9 protein-coding genes and 2 pseudogenes are annotated in these 13084 nt (G+C 60.4%); 4 read left to right on the top strand and 7 right to left on the bottom strand.

From position 1 onward, the window contains the following. Positions 1–48 precede the first annotated feature (48 nt). The 3 genes from FHT92_RS17260 to FHT92_RS17250 all read left to right on the top strand — a co-directional run bounded on the left by FHT92_RS17260 (position 49) and on the right by FHT92_RS17250 (position 4557). Positions 49–2319 (top strand): DUF1427 family protein, encoded by a 2271-nt coding sequence (locus FHT92_RS17260; protein ID WP_246735503.1) that lies wholly within the window; start codon positions 49–51, stop codon positions 2317–2319. Between the two features lie 205 nt (positions 2320–2524). Further along, positions 2525–2962 carry a DoxX family protein gene (locus tag FHT92_RS17255; RefSeq protein ID WP_183827530.1) on the top strand — a complete coding sequence of 146 codons (438 nt, stop codon included), beginning with the start codon at positions 2525–2527 and terminating at the stop codon, positions 2960–2962. Next, positions 2959–4557: an MFS transporter gene (locus FHT92_RS17250; protein ID WP_183827527.1), complete on the top strand. Its 1599-nt coding sequence runs from the start codon at positions 2959–2961 to the stop codon at positions 4555–4557. Before FHT92_RS17255 ends, FHT92_RS17250 begins: the two co-directional genes overlap by 4 nt. Positions 4558–5421: 864 nt before the next feature. Here the strand turns inward: FHT92_RS17250 and FHT92_RS17245 are convergent. From FHT92_RS17245 to FHT92_RS17220, 6 genes are all read right to left on the bottom strand, one after another. After that, positions 5422–7647 carry a peptidase domain-containing ABC transporter gene (locus FHT92_RS17245; RefSeq protein ID WP_183827524.1) on the bottom strand — a complete coding sequence of 742 codons (2226 nt, stop codon included), beginning with the start codon at positions 7645–7647 and terminating at the stop codon, positions 5422–5424. Positions 7648–7656: 9 nt separating this feature from the next. Next, a complete protein-coding gene (locus tag FHT92_RS17240; RefSeq protein WP_246735502.1) occupies positions 7657–8880 on the bottom strand; it encodes an HlyD family efflux transporter periplasmic adaptor subunit in 1224 nt (407 codons plus the stop codon). Between the two features lie 180 nt (positions 8881–9060). Next, positions 9061–9249, bottom strand: coding sequence for a hypothetical protein (locus FHT92_RS17235; protein WP_183827521.1), 189 nt, complete (start codon positions 9247–9249; stop codon positions 9061–9063). Positions 9250–9261: 12 nt separating this feature from the next. Next, positions 9262–9882: a hypothetical protein gene (locus FHT92_RS17230; protein WP_183827518.1), complete on the bottom strand. Its 621-nt coding sequence runs from the start codon at positions 9880–9882 to the stop codon at positions 9262–9264. A 146-nt stretch (positions 9883–10028) separates the two neighbouring features. Continuing rightward, positions 10029–11861 (bottom strand): alpha/beta hydrolase family protein, encoded by a 1833-nt coding sequence (locus tag FHT92_RS17225; RefSeq protein ID WP_183827516.1) that lies wholly within the window; start codon positions 11859–11861, stop codon positions 10029–10031. Positions 11862–11964: 103 nt separating this feature from the next. Continuing rightward, positions 11965–12207 (bottom strand): Blp family class II bacteriocin, encoded by a 243-nt coding sequence (locus FHT92_RS17220; protein WP_183827513.1) that lies wholly within the window; start codon positions 12205–12207, stop codon positions 11965–11967. Between the two features lie 442 nt (positions 12208–12649). Here FHT92_RS17220 and FHT92_RS29740 point away from each other — a divergent pair. Then, positions 12650–12867: pseudogene (locus FHT92_RS29740) on the top strand (HipA domain-containing protein); the annotation flags it as partial. A gap of 118 nt (positions 12868–12985) precedes the next feature. Here the strand turns inward: FHT92_RS29740 and FHT92_RS29335 are convergent. Next, a pseudogene (locus FHT92_RS29335) lies at positions 12986–13084 on the bottom strand (DDE-type integrase/transposase/recombinase); the annotation flags it as partial.

Below are 13084 nucleotides of genomic sequence, written 5' to 3'. Positions count from 1 at the left end.
GCCGCTCCGGCAACCCGCCGGAGCGGCTTCGAATCGGAAAGGTGTCTAATGAAAATGTATCTCATGTCGCTCGGCGCGGGTCTGCTCGTTGGAATCGTCTACAGCCTTCTGAACGTTCGCTCGCCTGCGCCACCCGTCATCGCGCTCGTCGGCCTGCTCGGCATTCTGGTCGGCGAGCAGTTCATCCCCTTCGCCAAGACGCTGCTGGCGCAGGAAACCCGCGGCGGTCTCGTGGATCAACCAGATCAAGCCGCATATGTTCGGTCACCTCCCCAAGGGCAACGAGCAGGTCGACGTTGCCCAACGGGCAGCGACGAATGTAGAGGAGCGGAGCTGATGACGACGCGCCGATCCTTTCTGGGCGGAGCGTCTAGTCTGGCGTTCTCAAACCTCTTCTCCCCGGCAAAAGCCGCCGATCCCAAGCAGACCGGAGTAGACACCATGCATCCCGACCTGATCCTCCACAACGGGCGCGTCACCACGCTCGACCGCACCAATCCGAACGCTACCGCGATCGCCATCAAGGACGGCTTGTTTCTGGAAGTCGGCACCGATGCCGAGATCATGGCGCTCGCCGGATCGAATACGAAGACTGTCGACCTTAAAGGCAAGCGCGTTCTGCCGGGCTTGATCGACAACCACACCCACGTCGTGCGCGGCGGGTTGAACTACAACATGGAACTGCGCTGGGATGGTGTCCGCTCGCTGGCCGACGCGATGGACATGCTCAAGCGCCAGGTGGCGATCACCCCGGCACCGCAATGGGTCCGTGTCGTCGGCGGCTTCACCGAACACCAGTTCGTCGAGAAGCGCCTGCCGACGATCGAGGAGATCAATGCGGTCGCACCCGACACGCCCGTCTTCCTCCTTCACCTCTACGACCGCGCGCTCCTCAATGGGGCGGCGCTGCGGGCGGTCGGCTACACGCGCGATACGCCCAACCCTCCCGGCGGCGAGATCACACGTGACGCCAACGGCAATCCAACCGGCTTGCTGCTCGCCAAGCCGAACGCGGGCATCTTGTACTCGACGCTCGCAAAGGGGCCGAAGCTGCCCCTTGACTATCAGGTCAACTCGACACGCCACTTCATGCGCGAACTCAACCGCCTCGGCGTGACGGGCGTGATCGACGCGGGCGGTGGTTACCAGAACTACCCGGACGACTACGAGGTCATCCAAAAGCTGTCCGATGAGAACCAGATGACGGTGCGTCTGGCCTACAACCTCTTCACCCAGAAGCCCAAAGAAGAGAAGCAGGACTTCCTAAACTGGACGCAGTCTGTGAAATACAAGCAGGGTAACGACTATTTCCGCCACAACGGCGCTGGCGAAATGCTGGTCTTCTCGGCGGCAGATTTCGAGGATTTCCGGCAGCCGCGTCCGGAGATGGCGCCGGAGATGGAAGGCGAACTTGAGGAGGTTGTTCGAGTCCTTGCGGAAAATCGCTGGCCCTGGCGCATGCACGCCACGTACGACGAAACCATCTCACGCTCGCTCGACGTCTTCGAGAAGGTCAACGAGGACATCCCGCTCGAAGGTTTGAACTGGTTCTTCGACCATGCGGAGACGATCTCCGACCGGTCCATCGACCGGATCGCAGCCCTTGGAGGCGGGATCGCGACCCAGCATCGCATGGCCTATCAGGGCGAATATTTCGTCGAGCGCTACGGCCATGGCGTGGCAGAGGCGACGCCACCGATCAGAAAGATGCTTGATAAGGGCGTGCATGTCTCGGCGGGCACCGACGCCACCCGCGTCGCCTCCTACAATCCATGGGTATCGCTCTCCTGGATGGTGACCGGAAAGACAGTCGGCGGCATGCAGCTCTATCCCCGCGTCAACTGCCTTGATCGCGAGACGGCGCTTCGCATGTGGACGGAAAAGGTTACATGGTTCTCCAACGAGGAGGGCAAGAAGGGCCGCATCGAGAAGGGCCAGTTTGCCGACCTCGTCGTGCCGGACAAGGACTTCTTCTCCTGCGCCGAGGACGAGATCTCCTTCCTCGTCTCCGAACTGACCATGGTGGGCGGCAAGATCGTCTACGGCGCGGGCGAGTTCAAGGCCCTCGACGAAAACGATATCCCGCCTGCGATGCCCGACTGGTCGCCGGTGCGCAAGTTCGGGGGATACGCCGCCTGGGGCGAGCCGGAAGGTGCCGGAGCGCGATCGTTGCGACGTACGGCGATCTCCACATGTGGCTGCGCCAGCGACTGCGGCGTGCATGGTCACGACCATGCCGGTGCCTGGACGTCGAAGCTTCCTATCGCGGACCTCAAGGGCTTCTTCGGCGCTCTTGGATGCTCCTGCTGGGCAGTCTGACGCGATCTCATAATGAGTAAACCGAACGGGCAGCCGCTGCAACGGCTGCCCATTTCCGTTTCCGCCATCTGCAGATAATTGCGATTGCTGCAATTAAATGGAAACGATTGATGCAATTGTTAGAGCGGGTGGTTCTGACAATATCGCTCCATCAGACGAACACCAAATGCCGCTCGAACCGACGGCTAAGACTGCAGGAGCAACGATGACCATCAACTCACATCCGAAAACACGCGGGCTTCTCACCGACATCGCATCGGCACCTGCCCTGCGGAGGGCGGCCCTCCTCGCGCTCTGCGCCGCCTATATTCAGGGGCCTCTCACCAAGATCGCCGACTTCGACGGTGCGCTCGCGGAGATGGATCATTTTGGTCTGCACCCCGCAGCCTTCTTTGCGGTGGCCGTCATCGTCTTCGAACTGACGGGCTCCATGATGGTCCTCTCGGGCTTCCTGCGCTGGGCGGGGGCTCTTGCGCTTGCTGGCTTTACCGTCCTCGCCACCTTCGTCGCGCTGCGCTTCTGGGAGATGTCGCCTGGCATGGAGCGCATGATGACGACTAACGCCTTCTTCGAACATCTCGGTCTCGCAGGCGCGTTCGTTTTCGTCGCCGCATACGACCTCACGAAGGGAGCAGGCAAATGAGCACCGCCAAGTCGTCCGGGGGCACCTTCGCACCTCTTGCACAGCCCGTCTTCGCGGTTCTATGGGCCGCAACCGTTCTGGGCAATACCGGAAGCTTCATGCGCGACGTCGCAAGCTCCTGGCTGATGACGGATCTCTCGGCGTCGCCAGCCGCAGTTGCTCTGGTTCAGGCGGCAGGGACTTTGCCGATCTTCCTGCTCGCCATTCCCGCAGGCGTCCTCACCGATATCCTTGACCGCCGTAAGTTCCTGATCGCCGTCCAGGTTCTGCTGGCATCGGTGAGCATATCGCTGATGGTTCTGTCCCAGACAGGTATGCTCTCGGTCAGCGCCTTGGTCGGCCTGACCTTCCTCGGCGGCATCGGGGCCGCGCTGATGGGACCGACCTGGCAGGCTATTGTGCCGGAGCTGGTGAAGCGCGAGGACGTCAAAAGCGCGGTCGCGCTCAACTCGCTCGGCATCAACATCGCCCGCTCCATCGGCCCTGCGGCCGGAGGGCTGCTTCTTGCTGCCTTCGGAGCCGGGCTAACCTATGGTGCGGACGTCGCCAGCTATATCGTGGTCATCGCCGCCCTTCTCTGGTGGCCGCGCGCCAAGAACGCAAGTGACGCGCTTCAGGAAAACTTCTTCGGCGCATTCCGTGCAGGACTTCGATACACCCGCTCCAGTAGACCGCTACACGTCGTCCTTCTGCGCGCCACGATCTTCTTCGCCTTTGCCAGCGCAGTCTGGGCGCTCTTGCCACTCGTAGCGCGGCAACTGCTGGGAGGTGACGCCAGCTTCTACGGCATCCTGCTTGGCGCAGTCGGCGTTGGCGCGATCGGCGGGGCCTTGGTGATGCCGAAGCTGCGAGAACGCCTGAACTCCGACGGCCTGCTTCTCGGCGCCGCTGTCGTAACCGCTTGGGTCATGGGCGTTCTTGCGCTTGCGCCGCCAAAGATCGTCGCGGTCGTCGTGCTCCTATTTCTCGGTGCCGCGTGGATCACTGCCCTCACTACTCTGAACGGCACTGCCCAGTCCGTTCTGCCCAACTGGGTGCGGGGTCGCGGTCTCGCCGTCTACCTGACAGTCTTCAACGGCGCCATGACGGCCGGCAGCCTCGGCTGGGGCGCCGTCGGCGAGGCTGCCGGCATCCAGTCCACACTGCTCATTGGCGCGGCAGGTCTGCTTGTCGCGGGCTTCGTCATGTACCGCGTGAAACTACCGGCAGGCGAAGCCGACCTGGTGCCTTCGAACCACTGGCCGGAGCCTCTTGTGGCCGAACCCGTCGCCCATGACCGCGGCCCGGTTCTGATCCTGATCGAATACAAGGTCGAGAAGCATCACCGCAGCGAATTCCTGCACGCCCTCGACCAGCTCTCTCAGGAGCGTCGTCGCGACGGCGCCTATGGCTGGGGCGTCACCGAGGACTCGGCCGACCCGGAGAAGATCGTCGAGTGGTTCATGGTGGAATCCTGGGCCGAGCATCTCCGCCAGCACAAGCGGGTGTCGAACGCCGACGCCGATCTCCAAGGCAAGGTTCTCGCCTATCATGCCGGAGCGGACAAGCCTGTCGTCCGCCACTTCCTGACGATCGATCGGCCAGGTGCGGCCTAACGAATTCATAAAGGCGCAGGGCGGCTTCGGCCGCCTGTTGCTTGGGCGACGGGCTCGAAACGATAATGCATTGCGGGATCTAAGGCCCATCTACGCAGAGGCGACATCGCGTTAGCAGCATTAACAAAGAGAACGATCAATTCCCGTCGGCTATGTGTTCTTTCGCCGTTTGACCTTCTGGCGAAGTGCTGCAAAGCATGCAAACAAACCGGCGATATCGCCTCCGCTGATGGTGTAGCGGGACATTTTCTTGCTGCCTGGTAACAGAGCGGTCACCAGCTATGTTGACTTGCTTAATTCCAACAAGACGAAGATTGCGCCAAGATCGACGAGAGTAGTGGTCTGCGCTCGAGATTGATCTGCTGTCATCGGCATGGTTGGCCTCCAGAGAGTTTTAGCGACCTCACTCTGCCACCGTGCAGGCCGCTACTCACCCCTGGTGGGATCTCAAGGCGAAGGCGACGACCATTATCAGTCGCCAAACCGACCAGATCAGGTAGCTAACTTGCTGGCCATGGTCTGCTCGGCTGCAACTCCGTCATGAAAAGAAATTACTGCGGTTATAGACATGCACAAAGCCCAATTCGCTAGATTGGTGTTCGAAGATATTAGCCTTGTCGGTCGACGGCACCTCGGTTTCGAGAGGTCGGCATGGTCGTTTACCGCCGAGCCAGGCTACAGATCCGAAGCACATTGCACCCATTCCAGGGGCGTGCCAACCGGACGATCTTCCAAAGTTCCAAAAATCTGCGAAGAGACATGGGCAAATGCTTATATCGTTCACATCGTACGTCTTAACTTCACGCAGGACGTTGGAGGTGCAGACCCCGCGCAGGTGCGGTCAGTGTTTGTTGCCGGCTGTCGTCAGTCGGCCGGCCACTTTGCCGAAACGCCCATTGCGTGCGACGGGGTATGGGCATTCGCGCCTCCGCCGTTACCGCTCCTACCTTCCACTGACATCGAAGGCTGCAACAGGTGTTTCCGTTCGACCGGTGCGAGACCATTGTCGTCGAGATAGAACACCCGGTCGGCCGAGACGATCGTTTCCAGCCGGTGAGCGACAACGATGCGGGTAATTCCAAGTGCCTTTACAGAGGCGTTGACGCGGGCCTCGTTGGCGACGTCCATGTGCGAAGTGCCTTCATCAAGAAAGAGCATCTTCGGTTTACGGTAAAGCGCACGCGCAAGCAGGACGCGCTGCTTTTGTCCGCCTGACAAGCTCGACCCCATGTCTCCGACCAGCGTTTCATATTGCATCGGTGTGGCCATGATCTCGTCATGGATGGCCGCAGCTTGTGCCGCGGCGACGATCGCGGCCTGGTCTGGGCGTTCGTCGAAGAGCGCGATATTGTCGGCGATCGATCCGGCAAACAGATTGTCGTCCTGAAGAACGGCAGCGATCTGATTGTGAAAGGATTTGTGGCCGAATTGGCTGAGCGGCAGGCCGTCGATCATCAACTCGCCGGCGTTCGGCTCAAGGAGCCCGATCATCAGTTTCAACAGTGTCGTCTTGCCCGAGCCCGATGGGCCGGTAATGGCAATGTGTTCGCCGGCTGAAACTGTCAGGTTGACCCCAGAGAGGACGAGGGGATCCGTCTGTGAATAGCGGTACGAGACGCCCTTAAGGGCGATTGCGCCTTTCAGTTCCGTCACGGTGTTTTCGCTTGTGCCGAAGCTGCGGTCGTCGGGTTCCAGCGCAATATCCGAAAGGCGTTCGAGATGCAGGCGCAGCATGAAGAAAGCGGTTGCCTGATCGACGAGGTTGCCGGTCTTTTCCAGGAACTGACTCTTGTACGCCATGTAGGCGAAGACCATACCGACGCTGAAGCCGCCCTGCATGACGAAGCCGACAGCCAGCCAGACCGTCACAATATTCTCGAGCCCAAAAATCAGCGCATTGGCCGTGCTCTGCCAGATGCCGACGCGCGAGACGCGGATATTGGCATTGACTGCATCGGTCAAAAGCGTCTGCCACATGCTGTGGCGCATACTTTCCCGATTATAGAGGCGGAAGGTCTGAATCCCGCGGATTGTTTCGATCAGCGCCGTCTGTTCCTTGCTGTGAGCGATGATGCTGCCTTCCTGAGCCCGCCGCTCCAGTGAGAAAGAAACGAACCGCACGACGAAATACAGGAAGAAGGCCGTGACGGCGACGAGCGCCAGCTTGACGCTGTAGAAGAACATGATGACCAGCGTCGTCAAGGCCAGCACGCCATCGACAAGCGTGGCGGCGATGCCTTCGCTCAGCATCTTTTGGATGGGTGCCACAGACTGGAAGCGCGAGAGAACATCGCCGACCTCACGCTTCTGGAACCAATCGAGCGGCAGGCGGAAAAGCTTGCGCGCGATATTAGCGGCGATGCCGAAGCCGAGCGACGAGCCCGCCGCCAGGATGACGAAAGAGCGCAGGAAGGTGGCTGCCGCGTTGAAGAGCGTGAACAGGCCAAAACCCATGGCTAATACGCTCAGAAGATCACGGTCGAGGGCCGGAAGTGCAGTGTCTATGGAGATCTGCAGGTAATAGGGCAGTGCGAGTATATACACCTGCAGCACCAGGCTTAGAACCAGGACTTGCACGAAGGAGCTGGCAAGACCGGTGATATGGCTCCAAAGCTGTGACCAGCGCAGGGTCTCGCGCTCGGTCATTCTTTCGAAGGTCTCGTTCGGGCGAAGCTCCAGTGCTACCCCGGTAAAATGGCCGGATACCTCTGACGTCCGCAGCCATTCGGTTCGCCCAGCCGGATCGTGGATCAAAATCCGGTCACCGGTAACCCGCTCGGCTATGACGTAGTGGTTCATGTCCCAATGCAGCACCGCGGGAAGAGCAAGGTTCGGGATCTGCTCCAGCGGAAGCTTGACGGCGCGTGGTGTCAGCCCGATCTGATCAGCGATCTTGATGAGGCTCGAAAGCGGCGCGCCGCGCAGTGACGGCGTGAAGCGGCGCCGCATCGTCGCAAGATCGATGCTTCGACCGTAAAAACCAGCGATCATGGCAAGGCAGGCAAGTCCGCATTCGCTAACTTCGGTTTGGCGGATCAGCCGCACGCGGGCGCTGGAGAGAAATCCGGATTGAAGAGCGGTGCTATTCACAGGCGTCCTCTAGCGTCGTTGCAGCGCATAAAGCGGCTCGAAGAGCCATTCAAGCAAAGACTGACGGGCAGTGGCGATGCGAGCCGATAGTGTCATGCCGGGGAACAGCGCCTGCTCCTTTCCATAGGCGACTATATCCTGCCGATCGAGATCAACCCTGACGAGGTAGTTGAGGTTGGCGCGATCGGCGCCACGCGAGACCGGGCTCTTCGACAGGCTACTGACACGGCCGCCGACCGTGCCGAAGCTCTGATAGGGAAAGGCGTCGATCGCAAGGCGAACGTCCTGGCCGATCTGGACGAAGCCAATGGCGGCATTGGGCACGTCAAGCTGTGCGTGTAGCACGGCCCGCTCCGGCACGATGCTCATCAGTGGCTGCTGCGGATTGACGGCTTCGCCGATCTTCGCCGTCAGCCCCGAAATCGTTCCCGAGACAGGAGCGCGGATAATATAGGCACGCGATTGTTCATTGGTCGCCATGCCACGATTGACATCCTCGCGCTGGGCTTCAAGGGCCGCGGTCTTTTCATTGGCCCTCGCCTTGACTTGATCAAGCATGCGCTGGGCATCGGAAAGGTCCGAACGGCGCTCGGCAAGCGTACTTTCGATCACCGCCATCTGCTGGCGCCGTTCGGTGAGGGAGTCTTCACGCAGCAACACGTCGCGCTGCGGCACGATGCCTTTGCTGACCAGGCCGCGAATGCGCGCGACATCGCTCTCTATCGATTTGATCAGATCCTGCTGCAGGGCGATTTGACCTTCGAGCTTGATGATCTGCGTCTCGAAACCCGAGATCTGGGCTGAAAATTGTTCTGTCTGGGCGACCTCGTCGTTCTTAACCTCAGCAAGCTGCGCGTCGATGCTGGCGTTCTGACGCTCCAGCATCTCGGCGACTTTTTGAGAGGCGGATTCTCCACTGACGAGATAGTCTTCCGAGCGGACTGCAATCAATTCGTCTCCCGCGCTCACCTGATCACCGTCGCCAACCATCATCTGCATGATGACACCCGAGCGCGGCGGGATGACCGCTGCGATACCCTTGTCTGGCATGATCACGCCGTTGGCCGAGACGATGCGAGAATAGCTTGCTGTAGACAGGAAAATTAGAACAGCAACAAGTACCGCCGCCATCAGATAGCCGGTCAGATGCCACCCCATCGGCACGGCCATCGAGACTGGGCCGGCGAGCCTTTGAGACTGCTGTTCAAGCGCTTCTCTGCGAAAGAGCGTCATGCGCGGCTTGACGAGGTTGTGGCGATCGGGTGTAGGCCGATCCGAGGGCGGGTTCTGCTGGCCATCCTGTCGACGTTCCTCCTGCCGGGACTACCCAGAGAGCTAGGCAGGCGGCGAAAATCGTCAACCAGGGAGCGAAAATTGAGGCCGGCTATCCGGCCTCATACGGTGCAGAACCTATCAGGTCTGCCGCGTGAAGAATTCGTAGCCCGCAAAGCTCAGCGAGCACAGGACGAAAATGGCGATTGCCAAGGGGTAGTTGGCAGCGGCCGTGGGATCCACGAGCTTGGGAAGACCAATCACGGAGGCCGCCGCAATCACGGCAGACAATCCGATCTCACCGATGATGGTGCGCAGGAGTGGCGTCATTGCAACTCTCCTTCAGCCCTTGCGGGATTCGGCCCAGAGGGGTGCCCAATCCTTCTGTCCGACCATGGTGCCGATCACATAGCAGATCGGCTCGCCGACTAGGCGAACGATCTTCCCGGCAACGGAGCCTTTGTTGCGGCGCCCTGCCTGAAAAGCGATCTCCTCGGCGCGTGCTTTTGCCAACGGATACATGATTCGTTCGGCGAGCGGCCTGCGTCGCATCAGCCGTACATAGGGGATTGCCCAGTAGTGATAGCCGCGAATGGTTGTCGGTGACAAATTCGCGAAGGTGAACTCCAGATCCGCGCGCCAGAGTTCGCGTGTAAGCCTGCCCCGCCGATAAAAATGCGTGCAGATGACGCGGCCGCTTGAATTGCCGCTACCCGATAAACCACCATTGTAGACGCTTTGCGTGGCGACCGCGGCGAATCCGACGCCGCCTGCAATTCCCGCCTTGCTGATGCTTCCCGTCGTGGCATAGGTGCCGCCTGCGGCGTAGGCGCCGCCAATCATGCCGCGGTCGACGTGGCCCATCCATGAGCCCGCACCGTTGACCGCATCAATCTCGAAATCTTCGAGGGGAAGAATGTAGTAGTCGTTCGAATCTGCGCTAACACTCTGAACGTCAGCCATAGTAGGTGCCTCCGAGGTGAACAGAAGCCCGCCGGTTCCAGCGAACGCACTTTAGTTTAGGGCAATCAGTGCGAGCATCAACCCTTTAGGAGTGCGAAATTGACGCGCAGAGCGTGTATGGAGCCGCATGCGCCTGCATTTTTTTCCTATTTCCAATAGTTTGCGAGAGCCGTCCGCCAATCGAATTTTTTCGCCTCTCCGCCGATGAAGCGGGCGAGAAAGAGCTCGATCGCGCGAGCGCGCTTGAGTCTTGAACGCCAGTTCGTATAGCCGTGTCCTTCGCCGGCGAAGTAAAGCGAGGTCACTGGTCGGCCGGCTTTTTTCAGCGCCGCCTCGTATCGGATGGTCTGCTCAACGCCGACGATTGGATCGGCTATGCCGGCAGTCAGGAGGAACGCCCCATGTGCGCGCGCGACTTGGTTTGTCGGGGAGAATTCCCTAAGAGCGGCAGCATCCGAGCTATTGGCAGGATTGCCGAAATATTGCTCCACTTGGTCGGTGAATAGCGCCCAGGCGGCAGGATTGTTCCACATCTGGAAGGGCAGGTCGAGAACAGGGTAGTCGAGGATCGCGGCAGCGAAAAGGTTCGGGTCACGGCACATGGCTAGGGCTGCGATCGTGCCGCCGAAGCTCTCGCCCTGAATGGCGAGGCGGCCCGGCGCGGCAATGCCCTCTTCGATCAAAAAGTGCGCGGCATCGGCAATATCATCCTGAATGGTGCGGCCGAACTGCTGGAAGCCAAGCGCCTGGAAGCGTTTTCCAAAGCCGGTCGAGCCGCGATAATTGACGGAGAGCACGGCATAGCCACGGCTCGCCAGAAAAGCCCGGTCGCGGTCAAAACCCCAGCGATCGTGTTTTGCCGGGCCACCATGAGCGATAACGACGGCGGGCATGTGACCCGCGGATCGGGCGGGCAGGGTAAGGATACCGGGCAGCTTTTCGCCGTCACGCGCCGGGATCTCGATAGGTGCCGTCGTCGCAGCAGGAAGCGCCTGTGGCGTCTTCCCGAGCCTCACCACGGACTTGCTCCTCAGATCGTAGAGGATCGGCCGCGGCGGCTGGGCGTCAAAGGAGACCGAGGCGGCGATGACATTGCCATCGCGGGACGCACCAGTGATGTCGAAATCAACGTGGCGGCCAGCGTTGCCCAGCAGCTCGGCCAAAGCCGCACCCCGTTCGCTCAGCGGTATCAGCTGCGGAAATCCGTTACGCAGGACGACAAGGTCGGTCGGTTCCGCCGGATTAAAACGGATCGCATCGACAACGTCGACCTCCTCACTTCCGACGATCGTCGTTTCCGTGTGTGCGCTGGGATCGAAGCAGACGAGGGAAAGCTTGTCGCGGCCACGGTTCGAGAGGGCCTCATACCTTGTCGCGCTGGCGTCCACGCGCCAGACGATCAACGTCTCGTCGGGACGCAGTGCGGCAAGCTCATTCCAGCGATCGCCCGCGAGCCTTACGACGTAGCGTCGAATGCCGTCATCGCCTCGCTCGACCCGCAGGCAGGGCTGCTGATCTGCGTCGACAAGCCAGCTTTCGGTGCGCCCGGAATTCTCCTCGAGCAGGCGTCGTCCCGTACCGTCGGCGTGGGTTTCGAAAAGATCGGCAAAGGCTGGAGTGCGATCATATGAGATGACCGCCTGCCGACCGTCGGCATGGCTTGGCTCCGCTATGATTTGCCAGCTTTGCAGACCTTGCGGCGTGACGTCGAGGCGCTTGTCCGGGTTGATGGGGTCGACTTCAAGCAAACGGTCCCCTTCTGTCAGCAGAAGGCGGTTTTCGTAGCATCGCCAGGAAAAATGCACGACCGAGCCGGCGAAACTGACAAACGGTTTGGGCGCCTTATTGTCAGTGCGGCCAACGAAAACGGTCGGACGTCCGCGCTTCGTTCCCCACCACGCCACGAGCGTGCCGTCAAAGCTGGGCTCATAGCCCCAGGTTGCGTGAGGATCAGCGTAGAACCGGCTAGCTGAAAGCAAGGGGGCGATTTCCCATGAGCTGGAATGTCCGCGTTCAGGTTTAGGCGGTCTCAGATGGTTCTCCGCCCGCAGGCGAAGAACTCGAGCAGATCCTGCCGCAAGGTCAAGCCGCTCTTGCGATCCGGTAAAGTCCGTAAGCGCCAAGGCCGACGGCGCCGACAGCAAGTGCGCCGACGCCAAAGGCAGACAGACCGACGCCGGCACCGATTGCCGCGGCATAGCCCATGGCTCCGCCGCCAGCCAGCGCCGCAGCCCCGTCAATGTAGCCTCTGACCGATCCGGTAACCGATGCGCCACCGGAAACATGTTCGATTTCGCTATGCGAGAGCTCTTTGATTCCCTTCACTTAACTCACCATTCGTTTGTTTCAGCAAGGTAGTCGAAAGCACTTTTGTGCACGAGCAAAGGTAGAGAGGGGCACTTGGAACGTCAACCGCTGGAATGCGCAATTGTGGCGGCTCCTTGGGTTGTGCAGCAGCGGCGTGTCGAGGGCGGTGACTAGGCCAGACATGCTCGCACGCAAGCTCGGGGCGCGTAACCGGTCGGAGCAAGCGGATCTCGATGATCGGCCAGGGGCTGACCTTCGAGGTTCCGACGTGGACCCGTCGGCGCCAAATGCGAGGTGCTGGTTGATACCCGGCCATCAGCCGCGACTTTCAGCCAATGCAGATGGCGGCGCGACCGCTCGCCCTCGATTGGGCTGATCACCGATCCCGCGCTGCCGCACGAAAAGCTCGTTCGCCCAAGTCTGAGATCTAGCTCAGTCTCTCCACGCGACAGTAGACAGTATGGGCGAGTTGAATAGGCAGGCGCTGGCCATCAAGCGTTTTGACCGCACTTCCGAAGGACCGCTGCATATCAAGGATTTTGCGCAAGTCTTCGGCGTCTTTCCGGTCCATAAATGCGATAAGGGAAATACCGGATGATCGGCCGCGTGCTAGGGATCGAAACCAGCCCGGCCGACGTGGCAGAATTCATCCGGCGTCTAGTCTTCAACACGCTAATGTGCGATCCGCTGACCTAACTGGGCCTGCATTGAATTTGCGGCCTGTCGAGCCGCAATAAGGGCGTCGATCATTCGGCCGTAAACAAGCCCGTGAAAAGAGGACGAGTCAGATCGCCAGTCGAATCAGACGCTTTGCCGCTTTGGCGTTGCGGCGGCTTTGCACCAGAACGTCCAGGACGAAACCGTCCTAATCGACGGCGCGTCGGAGCCAGTGCTT

The organism is Rhizobium sp. BK377 (genome assembly GCF_014193935.1).
Lineage (GTDB): Bacteria > Pseudomonadota > Alphaproteobacteria > Rhizobiales > Rhizobiaceae > Rhizobium.
This window is presented reverse-complemented; position numbering and strand designations above follow the sequence as displayed.